This window comes from Williamsia sp. Y853 (assembly GCF_056786495.1).
Genome location: NZ_JBXCJC010000001.1, coordinates 482561 through 501006, shown reverse-complemented (window position 1 = coordinate 501006; position 18446 = coordinate 482561). Strand labels below are relative to the sequence as shown.

The window sequence follows — 18446 nt, the reverse complement described above, 5'->3', positions numbered from 1 at the left end:
CCCGGGGCCGCGAATCCCGAGCGGCAGTGAGGTTGTCAGCTCCGAAGTGAGCCGCGCAGCGATTCGAGGAACGAGCCACTTCCCAGCAGTGCGAGCGCACCGAGGACGAGTAGGCCGGCCGGTGCGAGGTCGCGTGCGGTATCGGCCCCGAAGCAGCCGCCCGAATCCGTGGTTCCCAAAGCGCATTGCGCGGAGGCCGACACCGGGTCGATGGCGGTGTTCACGGGTGCGACGGTTGCCGGGGCCGGGTTCTGTAGTTGTGAATCCGGGTGGGGTGCCGTCGGGGCGGGGATGCTTGTCGCGGGTTCGACCGTCGGAATTGATTCGACCGCAACGCTGCTGCCGATGGCGCCGCCACCGTCTCCCGTCCCACCGCCACCCGTCCCACCGCCGGTCGGCGCGAGCGGGGTGACGCCTGCGTCCTGGGTGTCGGGCGTTGCCGGGGTGTTCGACTTCGGGAGCCGGCCCGGCGGCCTGGTCGAGGTCCGCAGCGAATTGCCATCGGACGACGTCGATGTGGCGCCACCGCCTGCAGGCGGGTTGTAGGGCGGAGCCGGAGGTCGGGTCCGCGTTGTCGTGGTGCTTGTGGGTGATCCCGGATCGACGGGCACTTCGGTGCTGGTCTCGGTTGGTGTGCTGGTCTGGGTCGGCGAGTGTTGATGTTCGCAGTTCGACCATGCCGGAATGCAGTGTGCGGAAGCCGCGGAATTGGTCACCAACAGGGAAATACTGCCGATGAGCAGAGCGCACATTCCGAGAAATGCCGACCACCGCAGGGTGCTCACACGGCGCGCCCGATGCTTCGGCATCCATCCTCCAGGTTGGCTTCCACAAATCAGCTATTGAAATTTTCGCCTGTTCACGGTTTATTCAGGTGGGCAAGTCAGCGTCGACTCCGCCCAAACCGGAAAAATCATGCATCCCCCGGAGCGCCTGAACCTGATTGGCAGCTATTTTGCAGTAAGCTACCATATGGCAAACAGGGCATACGGCGTAGTGAATTTTCCGAACTGCTAGCCGTTCGTGCTGCGGCGATCGGCCTCACAGAGGGACACCTTTGATGCGTGTGGAGCATGGAATGACTGACAATGTGCAACCGGTAGATCCAGAGACAACCACCTTCGACCCGGGTCTGTTCGCCCGGCGACTCGAAGAGCTGTTTCGGACCGTACCCGGGCCCAACGGTCGCGCTTACAGCGCCAAGGCCATCGCCAATCGGTCGACCGAACTCGGATTCCGACTCGGGGAGTCGTACTTGAGTCAACTGCGGTCCGGTAAGGCGAAGTCGCCTTCCTTCCGCACGGTGGAGGGCATATCGGCGGCGTTCGGTGTGGACGTCCACTATTTCCTCGAAGACCGCGCTGCCCAGCGCACCCGCGACCAGATCGACCTGATGCGCCTGCAGGCCGACACGAACGTGCAGTTGGCGGCGTTCCGTCTCGCCGGCTTGTCGAGTGATTCGGTGACGGTCGTCAACGAATTGATCAAGGTGCTTCGCGTCCAGCAGGGTCTGTCCGCGGATCCGCCGGATCTGTTGAAGTCCTCTGAACCCGAACTCGGCCACGGCCACTCCGGGCTGCGCGTTGTCGAAAGGCACGAAGCCGCCGACTAGCTTTCGAGGGGGGGGCGGTACCGTACGGGGTCATGCGGTCCGAAAGAGCTTTGCGGGCGCTGTGTCGCCGCGAGCTCGCCGATCTGTCGCTCGATCTGCCGCTCGATGCCGAACAGCTGTGTCGGTTGTACGGCGAGAAGCGCGGGCGAGCCATCAAGATCATCGCGCACCCGCTTCCGGCTGGGATGCCGAACGGCGTCTGGATGATGGCCGAGGACGCCGACTACTTCTTCTATCAGGCCAGCACCACCAGAATTCACCGCGATCAGATCGTCGTCCACGAGTTCGGGCACCTGATCGCCGGTCATCAGATCCTCGGTTCTGATCCCTCGATGGTGGTCGGTGGCGCGTTGTCGCCCGCTGGTGGCGACGAACAGCCCATGCACGACGCCCTGGGTCGTACCTGTTACTCCGATGAGCGTGAGTGGGAAGCCGAGATGCTGGCGACGATCATCAGGGAATGGGCGGCGAAGGCTGTGCAAGGTGTTGGACGATCGGCTAGACATGGGGGATTGCGCGGTATTCAAAGCGTGCTCGGGGGGCATTCGGGATGGTTGTAGGTGTTGTCAACGCTGCTGCCTTGGTGATCTTCGCCGTCGCACTGTGCTGGCGCATCGATCGGATCCGGCGAGAGCGTGCCGGCCTCCAACCACTTGCTTTGACGGTGGCTGTCGCCGCGATGACGTTGGCATTTGTCGACACCAACGCGCAGGTGCGCGAGTGGCTCGATTCGGCTCTGTTCACCGGGGCCGGACGGGTGTTGTTCTACTGCCTGTTGGCCATCGGGGTGGCCGCCCTGGTGGTCGTCTTCTTCTTCGGGACCGCTGAGAGCGGTCGCAGGCGCCGCGCCGGAATGGAAGCGGTACCGCTGGTTGTCGCAATGATCGGGCTCAACGTCGCGATGCTCGCGACCCCGACCCCGGTGCGGACCAGTGGCGTGTCGGAGTGGACTGTCCAGCACATCGGTTTTGCGTTGTTCTTTGTCATCGCCGGCAGCTATCTCGTCTACGCGCTTGGCGCCTGTGTCCTGTCGATCGCGCGCTATGTCGGCCTGGCGGAGGGCTATCTGCGGCACTCGCTGATCGCCCTGCTGGCAGGTTTGACGATGGTCGGCGTCGGCGCGCTCATCCAGACAGTCTTTGTGGTGTCGGCCGGTCTGGGTCTGTTCAGCCTTCCGGTCCTGCTGACGATCGCAGGGGTGATCTCGGCGGTCGGTGCGGTGTTGTTCCTCGCAGGCATCTCCTACCCGATGGTGCGGGCGCGGTGGATGACGCTGCGCCACGACATCCGCCATCGACGGCACCATCGAGAACTCGAATCGCTGTGGACCCTGACCACCTCCGCGATACCGGAGGTGGTCCTGCCGCCGCGAACCGGCGGCCGCGTCGAGGGCTCGATCAACCTGATGTACCAGCGTCGTGTCATCGAGATTCGGGACGCGGTCCTGCAACTCAGTCCGTACCTACCGGAAGACTTCGACAGTCGGCCGATCGCCGAGCAGGCCGACGCCATGTTCGTTGCCGTCGCCACCTACCGGGAAGCCGGTGGTTCGTCCGGTGCGGTTCGCGAGGTGCTCGTCGGGGCCGCCGACGATCTCGACTCCGATGCCAGGCCGCTACGACGACTCTCGCGGGAGTTGGGTCGCGCGGCCTCCGGCACCACGCGGGTACGACACCGGGTGGCCTAGCTTCGTGTGTGGGAACGCGAATTCCCTGGCGAACCCGTTGTCGGACGTGGGTTTTCATCCGCCACGGTCGATTTCGCGTCAGACGGTCAGCAAGACCTTGGTGGCGCGGCGTTCGCTCATGGCCTGGTAGCCCTCGGCGGCTTGTTCGAGCGGCAAAGTGAGATCGAAGACCTTGCCGGGGTCGATGGTGCGGTTCCAGATGAGGTCGATCAGTTCGGGTAGGAAACGGCGCACCGGTGCCGGTCCGCCATGCAGATGAACTTCGGAGAAGAACAAGTCCAGTCCGGGGAGTTCGACGTCGTGGGAGACGCCGACGTACCCGACGTGGCCTCCGGGACGGGTGGAGCCGATGGCCTGCATCATCGATTGTTGCGTGCCCACTGCCTCGACGACCGAGTGCGCGCCCAGACCGCCGGTGAGTTCCTTGATCTTCGCGATGCCGTCTTCTCCGCGCTCTTCGACGATGTCGGTGGCGCCGAACTCCCGGGCCAGGGCCTGGCGGTCGGCGTGACGGCTCATGGCGATGATCCGATCGGCGCCGAGCTCTTTGGCAGCCAGGACTGCGAGCAGTCCGACGGCGCCGTCACCGACAACGGCGACGGTTTTACCCGGTCCGGCCTCGGCGGCGACGGCACCGAACCATCCGGTGCCCAGGACGTCGGAGGCCGCGAGTAGCGATGGGATCAGGTCTGGGTCGGGCTGACCGGGTGTGGCGACGAGTGTTCCGTCGGCAAGGGGGATGCGGGCGTACTCGGCCTGGGTGCCGATCGCGCCGATGGGGATTGCGTTCACGCACCGCGATTGGTAGCCCGCTTGGCAGATTTCGCAGGTGTTGTCCGAGGCGAAGAATGACCCGACGACGAAATCGCCGACCGAAAGATTCTCCACGGAGTCGCCGATGTGCGTGACCGTACCGACGTACTCATGCCCCATGGGCATGTGATCGGCGGGGTCGTCGCCGCGGTAGGGCCACAGGTCCGATCCGCAGACGCAGGTCGCCGCGAGACGAATGATCGCATCGGTCGGCTCGACGATCACCGGGTTGGGACGCTCTTCGACCCGCACGTCACCGGGCTGGTTGAGAATGACTCCTCGCATGAGTGCTCCCTTCATCGGGGGTGATACCTCCACATAACCAGCATCTGGTGGCCAGCGGGAGTCACTGAGGAGAGATGTATCGCCAGGAAGCCCCTCGATTGGTTTGAACGGAGGTCCGATCGGGAGATGCAAAAGCCGGGCCCCGTGAAGGAACCCGGCTTTTGCGGTAGATCTGAGGTGGCTAGCGCGGAGCCATCCGCAGCGCGCCATCCATCCGGATGGTCTCGCCGTTGAGGTAGTCGTGGTCGACGATGAACGCCGCCAGCTTCGCGTAGTCGTCGGGTACGCCCAGACGCTTCGGGAATGGAATGCCGGCTTCCAGGGACTTCGTGAATTCCGGCGTGAGGCCGTCGAGCATCGGGGTCTTGATGGTGCCGGGGGCGATGGTGCACACGCGCACGCCGACCTGGGCGAGGTCGCGGGCCGCGGTGATGGTCATCGCGTGCACGCCACCCTTGGAGGCGGAGTAGGCGATCTGACCGACCTGGCCTTCGAACGCTGCCACGGAGGCGGTGTTGATGATGACGCCGCGCTGGTCGTTCTCGTCGACCGGCTCCTGGCTCTGCATGCGGTTTGCGGCCAGGCGCATCACGTTGAACGTGCCGAGCAGGTTGATCTCGATGATCTTGCGGAAGAGTTCGAGCTCGTGCGGACCTTTTTTGGTCAGGATGCGGCTGGCCCAGCCGACACCGGCGCAGTTCACGGCAACCCGCAGCGGAGCACCGGACTCTGCGATGGTGTCGAGAGCGGCTTCGACGTCGGCTTCGCTGGTGACGTCGGCGGCCAGGAGGGTGACACCCTCTACCGGCTCGGCCTTGTCGATCGACGGCTGCAGGTCCAGCCCGAAGACAACCGCGCCTGCATCGGCGAAACGCTTGGCGGTGGCCGCGCCCAGACCTGAGGCTCCACCGGTGACCAATACTGCTGATCCTGAGATCTCCACGACTTGATGCCGTCCCTTCGATGAGTGTCCACGGGGAACGTCCTAGACCCCGCGTCTATACACCCTAGTCAGAGACTTTCGCGGCAGCCCGGTCGGCTGCTGTCTGGTTGGCTCGGGCCAACTGCGCGGCTTCCTCGCGACGGGCCCTGATCAACCACACGCCGACCGCTGTGATGATCGCGACCAGGCTGATCGTCGCGATGGTGATGGTGAGATCGTCGGCGCTGACCAGACCGTCGATGGTCAGCCAGGCGGCGAAGACGAAGAAGAGTGCTGCGGCGCCGACGGCGATCGTCTTCTCCGGCAGGCGCCGGCCGAGCATCGCGCCGACTCCGATCGCCAGGGCGTCGGCGGCGACCATGCCGATGGTCGAACCGATCCACACGCCGAGCCAGTTGTTGTCGGTCGAGAGGGTGATGGTCGCGAGCATCGTCTTGTCGCCGAGTTCGGCGAGGAAGAACGATCCGATCACGGCGAACAACACGGACTTGGTGACGCGGTCGGCCTTGACCGACTCGTCGTCGTCGAGGCTGTCGCCGCGGATGGTCCAGAAGCCGAAGACCAGCATCGCCAGGCCACCGACGATCGTGAGCAGATCGGAGGGGATGGACAAACCGAGGAAATGGCCGAACCCGACCGACACCGCATGCACCAGGGTTGTCGCGATGGTGATGCCCGTGAGCACCACCCACCAGCGGTACTTGAGGGCATAGGTCATCGCCATCAGCTGTGACTTGTCGCCGAGTTCGGCCACGAAGATCACGCCGAAGCTGACCAGGAATGCGGTAATCACTTAGCCAACGTAAATGGCATTCTCATATTTGCGCAAGTGATTGTTCACCCGTATTTATGCAGGTAGGGCGACCTTTTTTAAAAGTTAGGCTACCCGAAACTTAGGTTTCCCTTACCCGCGTTTACCTGCTCGGTTCTCCGCGTGGTCCTGACGTGCGCGGACTGCGTGATCCGGCGGTACTCAGGCGGCGAGCAACATCGCGAGAACTGCGGTGTCGGGGTCGGTACCGAGGTCCACGCCGATCTGATTTCGCATCATGACGACAGTCCCGTCGGCCTCTGCCTCGGCCCAGCCCGCACGATGATCGAGTCCGAGTTCAGGGAGGCCCGGAAGCAGCACGCACCCCGACGCGACATCGGAACATTCCGGCAGGGACGGCTTGGTCTCCGAGGGCGGATGGAGCATCAGCAGTGCAGGCGGCGGGGTCGTGAAGTGCCCGGATTCGGCGAAACTGTTGTCGAAGACACTGCCCACCGCGAGCATCAGGCCGACCGTGTCCGGATCGCAAGCCTCGGGCCGATCCTCGATGACGCTGAATACAGTTGTGGTCCGAAGAAATCCGGGTCGGCACGCGATGCGGACCGAGGCGACCAGCGTCTGTGTCCATTCCAGGGTGGTGTCAGGCCAGCGGCCGGAGATCAGAATGCCTCGCAGTTGGCCCTCTTGATGGAAGGGCGTGAGGCCGATCGGTTTCAGTCCGGACCGCGGTGCATGGCGTCCGGTGGCGTCCTCGTTCATGGTGACCTCCTGTTGCCGGAAGTGAATGTCACTGCTGTGGGTCGCCTTTGACCGGTCGCGACGCATATCGCGGTGTTGTGGAGCTGTCGGTTTTGCGGAGCTGTATTGGAAGCATGCCCGGTAAACGGTTGGCATACAAGCCGACTCGACTGCCACAACGGCGGGTTGAGGAGAAGTTTCGCCCGCGAACGCCAAACGGCGACCATCCCCCGGGCTGGGGGAGATCGCCGTTCGAGTAGATCTGCCGCGCAGTTACCTGCCGGATTTACGAGATCAAGCAGTCGCCTTGGCGAAACGCTCAGCGGCGTCGGCCCAGTTGACGATGTTCCACCAAGCCTTGATGTAGTCGGGCTTGACGTTCTGGTAGTCCAGGTAGAAGGCGTGCTCCCACATGTCCAGCAGCACGATCGGGGTCTGGTTCGGCGGGATGTTGCCGCTCTGATCGGTGAGCTGCAGGATCACGAGCTGGCCGATGAATTCGTCGTACGCCAGCATGGCCCAGCCACTGCCCTGAAGGGTGGCGGCGGCGGCGGTGAAGTGGGCGCGGAACTTGTCGAAGCTGCCGAACTGGTCGTCGATGGCTGCGGCGAGCTCGCCCTCGGGCTTGTCTCCACCGTTGGGGGACAGGTTCTTCCAGAAGATGGAGTGGTTGGTGTGGCCACCGAGGTGGAAGGCCAGCGTCTTCGTCAGGCCTGCGACCTTGTCTGCGATCGTGCCGTCTTCGCGTGCCTCGGCCAGCTTGCCGAGCGTGGCGTTGAGGCCGGCAACGTAGGTGGCATGGTGCTTGCTGTGGTGCAGCTCCATGATCCTGCCGGAGATGTGCGGCTCGAGAGCTGCGTAGTCATAGTCGAGTTCCGGCAAGGTGTAGTCAGACACGATGTTCCTCTCACTGGGGACCGGTCGTCCCCGCTTGGTAGTCGGCGCTGGGCATTTAAGGGGCTTACCCAATTGAACGCAGTTCTACCCTTCCGTAGGCGGTTGGGATGTGCAATACCGCACGCCGAATGCACCTCAAGCCCAGTTGAGGTTTGAGGTGTCCGATTGTGGCGGTCTACAGGTCGTGGACCAGCGGCTATGCGAAGAAGATGAGGATCAGCAGGAGCGCAAGGAGGGCGACGATGCTGATGCTTGTGGTGACGCACCGGGTCGCGACATTGATGGGTTCGGACCCCGGCCACGCGCTTCGGCGACGCTCGAACCGTCGGGCGCCTGCGCCTGAGCTGGTCGAGGATGCCACCCGATCTCCTACCGTCAGCAATCAGCTTTTTCGGCCCGAAGTGACTGTGATCACAGGGGCTTTGTGTCGCACAGCTAAACACGTCTGCTCCCGCGACTCAACCCGAACGGGTAAATCGGCACCCTTGTTGTGACCGGGAGATCCCGATCGGGTGGGTGGTTAGGATTACCCGATGATCAGCTCCATCGCACTGCCGCGAGAGATCCGCATCGGAGCCGGGGCGATCGATCAGCTACCCGATGTGATCGTCGGACTCGGCGCTCGTCGACCACTCCTGGTCACCGACAGTTTCCTGTCTTCGCAGGGTGCGCCAGAACGCGTCGTGCGGGCGTTGGAGGCTGCCGGACTCGACGCCGACTACTTCGACGGAACCGTTCCCGATCCCACCACCGCATCGCTGGAATCGGGGCTGCGGGCCGTCCGCGATCACGGGGCGGACCTGTTGATCGGTTTCGGTGGCGGCAGCCCGATGGACACGGCGAAGGCGTTGGCTCTGCTCGCGGTCCGAAATGGAACGATGCGCGACTACAAGGCCCCACTACGCAACGATGCGCCGGGATTGCCGGTGGTGGCCGTGCCGACCACCGCGGGAAGCGGATCCGAGGCCACACAGTTCACGATCATCACCGACAGCGAAAGCGACGAGAAGATGCTCTGCATCGGACGCGCGTTCTTGCCGGTCGCGGCGATCGTCGACTACGAGCTGACGCTGTCGATGCCCGCCCGGCTCACCGCCGACACGGGTATCGACGCGCTGACCCACGCCGTGGAGGCGTACGTCAGCCGGAAGAACAACACGTTTTCCGACGACTTCTGCCTGCGAGCGATCACGGCGATCGGCGGGCACCTGCGACGGGTGTATGCCGACGGTTCAGATCGCGACGCCAGGTCGGCGATGATGCAGGCGGCGCTCCATGCCGGGATCGCCTTCTCCAACTCATCCGTGGCGCTGGTCCACGGCATGAGCAGGCCGATCGGCGCGCACTTCCACGTCGCGCACGGTCTGTCGAACGCCATGCTGTTCGCGGCGGTGACCCGGTTCTCCCTGGACAGCGCCACCGAGCGTTACGCGGACTGCGCTCGCGCACTGGGCTGTGCCGCGGTGACAGACTCCGATCAACGCGCAGCTGGTCTACTCGTCGACGAACTCACCAGGCTGTCGGAGGAACTGGCGGTCCCCACCCCGCAGCGCAGCGGTATCGCGCCGGAGCGGTGGGACGAATTGATCCCGCTGATGGCGCGCCAGGCGATCGAGTCGGGTTCCCCTGCCAACAATCCGCGAATCCCGTCCGCCGGAGAGATCGAGAAGCTCTACGCGGAGATCTACAGCTGATACGTGAGGTCTTCGGCGCACCGAAGCGGCAACTATCATCGCCTGCGGGCAACCTGCGAGGGTTGCCGCGCGTCCAAGGCTGGACGACCGCAACACACGAAGTGAGAAGAACCGAGGGGGACACATGGCACGGCCGACTGCCGCGCAACTGTATGCCGCCTACGGTGACAACGCCGACAGCGACGTCACACTGCGGCTCCTGCGTTCCCGTAGCGCGGTGCCGTACCTGGCGATCATGGCGGCACGGCTGGCCGACGGGCAGGTCGACGGCGACCACCTTGCGGCCGGCATCGAGAAGGACCTCGACGACCTGGCCGGCCACTGGACCGATCGTGGCTGGGAACTGCCGACGCCGGACGACCTCCTCGACCGGTGGGTGCGGGCCGGATACCTGGCGCGCACACTCCACAACGATTCCGCCATCGAGCGTTATCAACTCACCCGGGGTGCCACCCAGGCAATCGCACAGGTGCAGGCGGTTCGGCAGAACCGTACGGTGGCCACCGAGACCGTGCTCGAACTCGTGATGTCGCGGTTGTCCAACATCGCGGTGTCGATCGACCCCGACCCCGGTGAGCACATCCGGGACATCGACCGCAAGATCGCTGAATTATCCAGGCGGCGGGAAGAATTGGCCGCCGGTGCGGTGCCGACAGTGGATACCCGACGGGTGCTCGACGACATTCGGATGGTCACTTCACTCGCGGAGCGCATGCCCGCGGACATCATCGGATACGGCGAGAAGATGCGCGAGAACTCGCGGGCACTGTTGACCACCGGCATCGATGCCGAGCAGGGATCGCACGCCGACGTCCTCAACCGCATGTTCGACGGACATGACGCCCTGGCCGATTCCGACGAGGGCAAGGCCTTCGACACCTTCTACACGCTCATCGCAGATCACCGTCTGCGAGAGGCTCTGGAGTCGAGCATCGAGCGGATCGCCACCGGGCTGCCGAATCTGCCGCCCGACCTCCTCGACACCTTGACCGGGTTCATCGACCGTATGTGGGACGAGGTACAGGCGGTCGACGAGGTGCGCGGGCAGGTCTACCGCCGCATCAACACCTTCGTCAAGGACGGCGACTTCCTGCACTACCGCGCGTTGCGGGCGCAGATCGCCGATGCCCAGCGGGCCGCGATGGTCGCGTTCACCGAAGCCGGTCCGGGCCGCGACATGGGAATCGAGGTCCCCATGAGTGCCGCGGTCACCAATTCCGTTGGCGCACTGATATTCCACGACGGAATCGTCGAGTCGCCGGGTGCGGTCGCCGATACCGCAGGTGAGATCAGCATCAACCCCATCGACCTGGTGGGTGTGGAGTCGATCGACTGGCATTCGCTGACCGATGCGGTCAACGAGGCGCTGAGCATCGGTCCGGCGGGCATCGACGAGGTACTCGCCCGGTTGCCGAAAGCCCGGACCGGTGACGTGGTCGGCATCTGGTCGCTGGCCCAGCGTCACGGCGCCACCGACAACGACAGCACCGTCACCGTTTTGGCCCACACCGCCCGTGGGCTGCGTGAAATCTACTTGCCCGCAGTGCGATTCACCAGCGCGCTACCCGATCCGATCACGGCGTTGCCGCACGAGGTGATGCACTTGCTCGATGAGCCAGGTCCCGATGACACCGCCCCCAGTGCATCCGCCCCCAGTTCTACCAGGAGAGGTCGATGACCACATCGGAAGATCAAGTCCCCGAACAGGCGGACGCACCACAGGTCGCGGTGGAGCAGGACGGCGATGACCTGTTCGTCGACTCTCCCGAGGCATTCGATGCGCCTCCGGTCGACTTGTCCCACTTCGCATTCGACGGATCGGTACCGGTCGGGAGCATCAGTGAGGTCCGGGTCGACGCGCGATTCGAGGGCGACACCTCGGCGCTGCCCGCACCGGTTTGCTACGCCCTACAGGAACTTGTTGCCGCGGCGCATGTTTCGGTGCGATCACGCAACTGGAAGACGATCGAGATCCATGAAGAGGTCATCCGGTCGAGGCTGTCAGAGCTGAATCTGCAGCTGGAGATCAATCGGGAACACAAGTACGCGTTCACCAGGCAGGTCTCGGAAAACGACCCGAGGCAGCGCAACATCCTGCGAGCGCAGACACTGACGTTGGCGGCCTCGGTGCTGGCGCTGTTCCTCCGCCAGAAGTACCTGACCAGTGCCGACGAGTCGGTGGTGGTCGAACGTGGCGAGATCATCGACCACATGCTCACCTACAAGCCGGTGTCGGATACGGACGAGGCCGGATTCGTCAAACGTATCGACGCCGCGATCAATCAGCTCGAATCCCGCAAGATCATCAGGGCACTTCCGGGCACCGACCGCTTTGTGGTGCTGGGCGTGATCGCCTCCCTGCTCGGACCCGAGCAGGTGGCCGCGTACACGGAGGCGTATCGACGCCTGGCCGGTGACTATGAGGAGGCCGGTACCGATCTGGCCGAACTCGATGACCAGGAGCGCACATCATGACCGAGATCCTGGAACGTGACGAAAACGGCGCCCGACCATCCGAACTCGCCGGAGACGAAGCCGAAGGCGGAGCTCGACCATCCGGAGACGAAGCCGGAGGCGGAGCTCGACCCTCCGAACTGGCAGGCAGGCGCACGCTCAACATCGGGCAGTTCCGTTTGACCAGACTCCAAATGGTCAACTGGGGCACGTTCGACGGATACAAGGACTACCCGATCGACGAGCGCGGCGTGATGCTGACGGGTCCGTCGGGGTCGGGTAAGTCGTCGATGATGGACGGCCACTCGGTGGTCCTGCTGCCCACCTACGACCAGGTCTTCAACGCGTCGGCCGACCTCACCGCCAAGGGCGCCAAGAAGGCTGCCCGTTCGATGGCCGACTACGTGCGGGGTGCATGGGCGGAGAACGACGATCGCTACAACCAGTCGCAGGTTCAGTACCTACGCGCCGACGGTGCCACCTGGTCGGCGATCGCGGCCACCTACGACAACGGTGCAGGGTCGGCGACAACCGCGGTTGCGATCAAGTGGTTCCCCGGTTCGGGTACCGATGGCAGTTCGCTGCGGTCGTGGTACCAGCTACACGACGGGCACTGGGATCTGTTGTCGCTCAATGCCTGGGCCCAAGGCGGTTTCGACATCCGGCGTTTCCGGACGACCAACCCGACGGTCGAGTGTTTCGACGTGCAGAGTGCCTATCAGGAGGCCTTGCGCCGGCGGGTGGGCATCGGCCAGTCGTCGGCCGCGCTGTCGTTGATGGGCAAGGCCAAGGCGATGAAGAACGTCGGCGACCTCAACCTGTTCATCCGTACCTACATGCTCGATCGCCCGGAGACCTACGCGAAGGCCGAGCGGTTGGTGGAGAACTTCACCCAACTCGATGAGGCGTACCAGGCCGCGGCGCGCGCGAATGCGCAGGAGCAGGTGTTGCGCCCGATCCCGGAGGCGTGGAAAACCTATTGCAGCGCAGAGGAATCCACCACCAGGGCCGGAACACTGCTTGGTCCACCGATGCGTGGTTTCATGCGCGAGCATCGGATGACGTTGTTGCAGGAACGTCTCGACCGGATCGACGCCGACCGATTGCGCCTGGACAACGAGGTCGCCAATTGGGAGAACCTGGCCGACGAACGTGAAGAACGCCATGGGTCCTTGCGTGATCAGCTGACGTCCGAGAAGGGCGAGCTGACCACCCTCGAATCGGAACTGAAGTCGTTCGAACAGCAGGTGACCGCACGTAACCGGGCCTACGAGCGCTACTCCACATTGGTGGGCGGACTCGGTGAACAGACCCCGGAGACCCAGGACGAATTCGCGGCCTTGAGGTTGCGGGCACCGGAGATCGCCCGGGCAGCAAGGGAATCGGCAGAACGGCTCGCGACGTCGGCGCATTCGTTCTTCGCTGCCGAGACCGATGCGCGCCGCGCGTACGAAGGTGCGGTCGAAGAACTGTCGAGCCTCAACACCCGTCGGTCGCTGCTGCCCCGTGAGGTGCTCGGGCAACGTGACGGGATCGCGCAGGCCACCGGTGTGCCGCCCGAGGACCTCCCGTTTGCCGCCGAACTGATCGACGTCGACCCCGAAGAGAAGGACCGCTGGGCCGGCGCTGCCGAACGGGTGCTCCGTGGCCTCGGTATGACGATGCTCGTGCCGGAGACCCACCGGCGGACGATCGGCGACTTCGTCAACCGCACCAACCTCGGTGGCGTCCTGGAATACCGCGTCTACCAAGAGAATGCGTCGTCGCCGGGCGTGCCCGTGCCCGGATCGTTGGCGGAGAAGCTTCTGGTCGACCGTCGCCATCCGGCGGGGTCGTGGCTGGCGAATGTGGTGGCGCACAGTGCCGAACACATGTGCGTCGATCTGCCTGCCCAACTCGAGAACCATCTGCTGGCGGTGACGCCGCAGGGTCTGGTGAAGTCCGGCCGTGACCGCTTCCGTAAGGACGACCGCCGGTCGGTGTCGGACCGTACCCAGTGGATTCTCGGGTCGAACACCGACGGTAAACGCGCTGCCCTCGAGGAGTCTCGGGATCATCTCGAAGCGGTGTACCGGGAGGCGCGTCAGGCTGCCCAGGACAAACGAGATCTGTTGGAGCAGAACCGGGAACGCGCGAAGAATGCCGATTCGCTGGCCGGATATGCATCGTGGGCCGAACTCAACTGGTGGTCGTCGCAGCGCGATGCCGACGAGTTGAACGCCCGCATCGACCGGGTCCGCGAGAACCGCGTCGACCTCGCCGAACTCGAAGAGCAGGTCGAGATCGCGCGCGCCGACTGGCGTGAGGCCGTGGCCCGGGTGGGCGCACTCGGTGATCAGTTGGGCCACATCGGATCTGACTGGGACCGGTGGTTTGCCGAGTTCGAGCAGGTCAAGGCCGAGAACTTCAAGATCGACGACGGAGACCGCGGGTACCTCGCAGAGGTGCTCGCCGAGACCTTGTCCGTGGGTGGCAAGACGCTGACCCTGGACAACTACGGCGAGGTGCGTTCGGATCTGCGGAACGCACTGGAAGCGATTGTCGGCAAGGCGAATGCCGAACGCGATGGCGCGGAGAACAAAGTCGTGCGGGCGACAGAGGCCTTCTTGCGGGAATGGCCCGAGGCGTCGGCGAACCTGAGCGCCACCATCGAGTACGCCGCTGATCTGGTGTCCATTCACACCAGCCTCGTCGAGCACGGTCTGGCCTCCACGCAGCAGCGCTTCCGGCAGCTGATCACCACGGACATCAGCCATTCGGTGTCGAACCTGTACAAGGAGATCACCGACACCAACAAGCGCATCACGCGCGGTATCGCCGAGGTCAACCTCGGACTGCACCGCGTGGACTTCAACGAGGGCACCTATCTGCAGATCGCGCAGCTGCACAATCCCACCGACGAGTCCCGGGAGTTCGCCAAGATCGTCGACCAGATGATCCGGGATGCCCCGGCTGCCAAGGGTGGCGACGGTGCGGTGCTGGCCCGCCAGTTCTATCGCATCCGCGATCTGGTGGCCCGGCTCACCGGTACCGATGCCGAGAGCCGTCGCTGGTGCGACAACGTCCTGGACGTCCGCAACAGCTACACGTTCTATGGCAAGGAGCTTGCGGCCGGTGCACCTGCGGACGATCCACCGGTGCACACCTACCGCAACACCGCATCGAACTCCGGTGGCGAGCAGGAGAAGCTGGTGGCGTTCTGTTTGGCTGCGGCGCTGAGCTATTCATTGAGCCACGGTGGGCACGAGGCGAAGGGGCAGGCGGAGCTCGACCCTCGGCCCAGCTTTGCACCGTTGATGCTCGATGAGGCGTTCAGCAAGTCCGATGAGACCTTCAGTTCGCAGTCGTTGCGGGCGTTCGAGCAGTTCGGATTCCAGCTGATCATCGCGGCCCCGATCCGCATGGTCGGAATCGTCGAACCATTCATCGGCCAGGTCATCCTGGTGGACAAGCAGGTCGGTGAAACCGGGGCTCGCTCCGATGCCCGGGCCGCCACGTTCGGCGAGTTGGCCGATGCGCGGACCTCGGGTGGACGTAAATAGAAACGGGTGAGCTATGGCCGGACCGATCAGCTTGCGGCAGTGGAACCGGACGTTGTTGCAGCGGCAGCACCTCCTCGAACGGGTTGACGAGGATGTGCTCGACGTACTCGATCGTTGCGTCGGGTTGCAGTCCCAGGATCCCAAGGTCGCGTTCTACGGATTGTGGTCGCGGATAGCCGATTTCGACCCGGCGGACCTCGATGAGTTGATGACCGGTCGCGAAGTGGTGCGGATGGCACTACTGCGCAGCACCGTCTTCCTCATGGATGCCGAAGACGCGCGCTGGGTGCGACCGCTGGCCCAGGCGAGTATGGACGGCGAGATGCGGAACAACCACGTCAAGCATCTGGCAGGCGCCGATCCCGAGGACGTGGCCCGGCACGGACGTGAGTTGCTCAGCGGTACAGAGCTTTCCGTGAAAGATCTCAGCGCCGCCCTGGCGCAGCGTTGGCCGGACGCCGTCGCGGCGTCTTTGGCAACCGTTGTCCGCTGCCTGGTGCCGCTGGTCCAGGTACCGCCGCGGGGAACGTGGGAGGGGTCGGCCACCACCACCTACAGCCTCTACGACGACTGGTGTGGTCCCGGTGAGTCGGCCGTGACCGGGGACGAGGCGGTCAAAGATCTCATCCGCCTGTACCTACGCGGGTTCGGCCCCGCGACGATCAAGGGGATCCAGAGCTGGGCGGGCATGACACGACTCCGTCCCGTCGTCGAGGCGATGGAAGCCGATTGGGAGCTGGACAAATTGACCGGCCCGGACGGCGAGGAACTGTTCGACCTCGCGGGCATGGCCCTTGCCGACGAAACCCTGCCTGCGCAGGCCCGTCTGGTGGCGCCCTTCGACAACATCGTGGTCGCGCAGGGAACCGATCGCCGACGGGTGGTCGATGACGACGTGTTCCCGCATCTGGTCACCCCCAACGGAAGATCACCCGGATTCGTGTTGGTCGACGGCCGGGTGGCGGGCACCTGGAAGCCGGTGAAAGACGGAAAGAACACCGCCATCGACGTCAACTACCTGGTCAAGGTGTCTGCGTCTGAGAAACGTGGTGTGGAGTCAGAACGCGAGCGCCTCACTGCGTTCTGCACTGCAGACTCGTCAGGCACCTAACCCTTGTGTGTCACTGCGCCAAATTCCCGGACCGCGGATTGCGGTGGGTGATGCAGTAGCGCCGTCCGATCGGATCTTCCATCACGGTCCAGAAGCGTTGGTGTTCGACCACTTTGGCGCCCCAGCCCTCGTGCCGGGCAACCTCCTCCTCGGGATGGGTGCTCGCCAGATCCAGATGACCGCCGATGTGCCGGGATCTCACCCGCTGCAACATGATGCGCAGCGGCATCTCGTCGGGTCGGCGTAGGTTGCGGAACTCCGGTAGTAGACCCTGCCGCCACGGCCAGGCGGTCAGTGCCGCCCAGAAGTCGCACTCGATGTCGTAGTCGGCGGTGGGGACGTCGATGGAGAGCTGATCGATGATGCTGATCGTGTCGCCGGGCCAGCGGATCGGGCGGGAGCGACGGCTTTCGCCCTGCCAGGGGACCAGGCAGAAACTGAAACCGCCGGGTGAACGCAGGACCGCGACGCCGGGATTCTTCGAGACGATGGTGGCGCCGAGCGCACTCGCCTGGTGGATCGACTCGGTCAGATTGTCGACATGGAGATCCAGGTGCACGCCACCATCGCCGGAATCGATCCGTTGGACCCGAAGGTGGGGGTCGCCGTTGAAGGGTTCGAGCGAGGCGAACTCGCGGTTGGAGCCACGGGCCGGTGACACCGTGCTGCCGGCGATCGCCCGCCAGAACGTCACTTCGTCGCTGAAACTCTCGCGCGGGAAGTCTAAGAAGGCGGAGAGCCATCGGACTGTCATATAGGCCAGTGTGGGGGGTCGGGGCCGGCGCTGCCCCGTCATTCCGGTGGACGGGTCCGCTTACTGTGGACTGATGGGTCCCTTGAAGAAGATCGCACGCAGGATGGCAAAGGCGCACGCCGACAAGGTTGCAGTTGTGCGTCTGGAGGGGACCATCGGTGGGATCGGGCCCGGTCGCAGTGGGATGACCGCAGAAAACCTCGAATCGAACCTGACGCGCGCATTCGAGACCGAACGACTCAAAGCGGTTGTTCTGGTGATCAATTCACCCGGTGGATCGCCGACGCAGTCGGAGTACATCGCGGAGCGCATCAGGCAGTTGTCGTCGGAGAAGGGCGTGCGCGTCATGGCCTTCTGCGAGGACATCGCGGCCTCCGGTGGTTACTGGATCGCGTGCGCCGCCGACGAGATCTATGCGGCGCACACGTCGATCGTGGGTTCGATCGGGGTGGTCTCGTCCGGCTTCGGCCTGCAGGACCTGATCAGCCGGGTCGGGGTGGAGCGTCGGGTCCATACCGCCGGTGAGAACAAGTCCCGGCTCGACCCCTTCACCCCGGAGGAGCCCGAGGACGTCGCCTGGTTACGTGGTCTGCAGGACGACCTCCACGGTGCCTTCATCACGTGGGTGCGACAGCGCCGCGGCACAAAACTCGTGGGGACGGACGCGGAACTCTTCAACGGCGATGTCTGGGTTGGTCGCGCGGCGGCCGATGTGGGACTCGTCGACGGTATCGGTGTCCTCAGGTCGGTGATGGCCGAGCGATTCCCGGATGCCGAACTGGAGATCATCGCCTCGCCCAAGCCGTTGTTGGCCCGACTCGTCGGAGGTGTGGCATCGGACACCACGGTGGCCGGAGCGAGCGCCGAAGCGGTCGACGGCGTCGTCGGCGGTGCCATCTCAGCGGTCGAGCGCCGCGCTCAGCGGATGCGATTCGGGGTCTAGATCTCTCCCCTTTTCGGCGCCAGAATGCAAACCCGCTGGTGGTGCAGAAGTGACGGGTGGGTTGTGGATAAATGGGCCCGTTGTTTGAGATTGCCTGTGAGTAGCCGACGGACGTAGACCGAAAGTTATCCACAGGCACCCCCTAATGTGCTGGTTCAAAGGGTGCCGACCAAGGGTCAACCTGTGGATGAGGCTGTGGAA

The 18446-nt window shown here is 64.4% G+C and carries 17 protein-coding genes; 9 read left to right on the top strand and 8 right to left on the bottom strand.

Translation table 11 applies throughout. The features are described 5' to 3' along the window. Window positions 1–35 precede the first annotated feature (35 nt). Complete coding sequence (locus AC1TPF_RS02475) at window positions 36–809, bottom strand: hypothetical protein (RefSeq protein WP_482136676.1); 774 nt, start codon at window positions 807–809, stop codon at window positions 36–38. A 269-nt stretch (window positions 810–1078) separates the two neighbouring features. Between AC1TPF_RS02475 and AC1TPF_RS02470 the strand changes: the two genes are divergently transcribed. Genes AC1TPF_RS02470 through AC1TPF_RS02460 form a run of 3 tightly spaced genes read left to right on the top strand, consistent with a single transcriptional unit; the run spans window position 1079 to window position 3299 of the window. Further along, the gene (locus tag AC1TPF_RS02470) at window positions 1079–1612 is read left to right on the top strand and encodes a helix-turn-helix domain-containing protein (RefSeq protein ID WP_482136677.1); all 534 of its coding nucleotides are present in this window, start codon (window positions 1079–1081) and stop codon (window positions 1610–1612) included. A gap of 32 nt (window positions 1613–1644) precedes the next feature. Further along, window positions 1645–2172, top strand: a complete 528-nt coding sequence (locus AC1TPF_RS02465; protein ID WP_482136678.1) for a hypothetical protein — start codon at window positions 1645–1647, stop codon at window positions 2170–2172. Continuing rightward, window positions 2163–3299: an MAB_1171c family putative transporter gene (locus tag AC1TPF_RS02460; protein ID WP_482136679.1), complete on the top strand. Its 1137-nt coding sequence runs from the start codon at window positions 2163–2165 to the stop codon at window positions 3297–3299. Before AC1TPF_RS02465 ends, AC1TPF_RS02460 begins: the two co-directional genes overlap by 10 nt. Before the next feature lie 78 nt (window positions 3300–3377). On the opposite strand, the gene AC1TPF_RS02455 is transcribed toward AC1TPF_RS02460, so the two are convergent. The 6 genes from AC1TPF_RS02455 to AC1TPF_RS02430 form a co-directional block, all read right to left on the bottom strand. Then, window positions 3378–4397 carry a zinc-dependent alcohol dehydrogenase family protein gene (locus AC1TPF_RS02455; protein WP_482136680.1) on the bottom strand — a complete coding sequence of 340 codons (1020 nt, stop codon included), beginning with the start codon at window positions 4395–4397 and terminating at the stop codon, window positions 3378–3380. Window positions 4398–4578: 181 nt separating this feature from the next. Continuing rightward, window positions 4579–5340, bottom strand: a complete 762-nt coding sequence (locus AC1TPF_RS02450) for an SDR family NAD(P)-dependent oxidoreductase (protein WP_482136681.1) — start codon at window positions 5338–5340, stop codon at window positions 4579–4581. Window positions 5341–5404: 64 nt separating this feature from the next. Continuing rightward, window positions 5405–6133, bottom strand: coding sequence for a TMEM165/GDT1 family protein (locus AC1TPF_RS02445; protein ID WP_482136682.1), 729 nt, complete (start codon window positions 6131–6133; stop codon window positions 5405–5407). A gap of 180 nt (window positions 6134–6313) precedes the next feature. Continuing rightward, a complete protein-coding gene (locus tag AC1TPF_RS02440; RefSeq protein WP_482136683.1) occupies window positions 6314–6871 on the bottom strand; it encodes a peptidase in 558 nt (185 codons plus the stop codon). Window positions 6872–7144: 273 nt separating this feature from the next. Continuing rightward, window positions 7145–7747: a superoxide dismutase gene (locus AC1TPF_RS02435; protein WP_482136684.1), complete on the bottom strand. Its 603-nt coding sequence runs from the start codon at window positions 7745–7747 to the stop codon at window positions 7145–7147. 196 nt (window positions 7748–7943) lie between these two features. Continuing rightward, the gene (locus AC1TPF_RS02430; RefSeq protein ID WP_482136685.1) at window positions 7944–8108 is read right to left on the bottom strand and encodes a hypothetical protein; all 165 of its coding nucleotides are present in this window, start codon (window positions 8106–8108) and stop codon (window positions 7944–7946) included. Between the two features lie 172 nt (window positions 8109–8280). Here AC1TPF_RS02430 and AC1TPF_RS02425 point away from each other — a divergent pair, with 172 nt between their 5' ends. The 5 genes from AC1TPF_RS02425 to AC1TPF_RS02405 all read left to right on the top strand — a co-directional run bounded on the left by AC1TPF_RS02425 (window position 8281) and on the right by AC1TPF_RS02405 (window position 16548). Next, window positions 8281–9441: an iron-containing alcohol dehydrogenase gene (locus AC1TPF_RS02425; RefSeq protein ID WP_482142492.1), complete on the top strand. Its 1161-nt coding sequence runs from the start codon at window positions 8281–8283 to the stop codon at window positions 9439–9441. 124 nt (window positions 9442–9565) lie between these two features. After that, window positions 9566–11119, top strand: coding sequence for a DUF3375 domain-containing protein (locus AC1TPF_RS02420; protein WP_482136687.1), 1554 nt, complete (start codon window positions 9566–9568; stop codon window positions 11117–11119). Continuing rightward, entirely contained in the window at window positions 11116–11916 is an 801-nt protein-coding gene (locus AC1TPF_RS02415) for a DUF4194 domain-containing protein (RefSeq protein WP_482136688.1), read from the top strand. Before AC1TPF_RS02420 ends, AC1TPF_RS02415 begins: the two co-directional genes overlap by 4 nt. Further along, a complete protein-coding gene (locus tag AC1TPF_RS02410; RefSeq protein ID WP_482136689.1) occupies window positions 11913–15437 on the top strand; it encodes an ATP-binding protein in 3525 nt (1174 codons plus the stop codon). The genes AC1TPF_RS02415 and AC1TPF_RS02410 overlap by 4 nt, the downstream gene beginning before the upstream one ends. Window positions 15438–15450: 13 nt before the next feature. Next, the gene (locus AC1TPF_RS02405) at window positions 15451–16548 is read left to right on the top strand and encodes a winged helix DNA-binding domain-containing protein (protein ID WP_482136690.1); all 1098 of its coding nucleotides are present in this window, start codon (window positions 15451–15453) and stop codon (window positions 16546–16548) included. 10 nt (window positions 16549–16558) lie between these two features. On the opposite strand, the gene AC1TPF_RS02400 is transcribed toward AC1TPF_RS02405, so the two are convergent. Beyond that, the gene (locus AC1TPF_RS02400; RefSeq protein WP_482136691.1) at window positions 16559–17302 is read right to left on the bottom strand and encodes a VOC family protein; all 744 of its coding nucleotides are present in this window, start codon (window positions 17300–17302) and stop codon (window positions 16559–16561) included. Window positions 17303–17375: 73 nt separating this feature from the next. Between AC1TPF_RS02400 and AC1TPF_RS02395 the strand changes: the two genes are divergently transcribed. After that, a complete protein-coding gene (locus tag AC1TPF_RS02395) occupies window positions 17376–18245 on the top strand; it encodes a S49 family peptidase (RefSeq protein ID WP_482142491.1) in 870 nt (289 codons plus the stop codon). Window positions 18246–18446 lie beyond the last annotated feature (201 nt).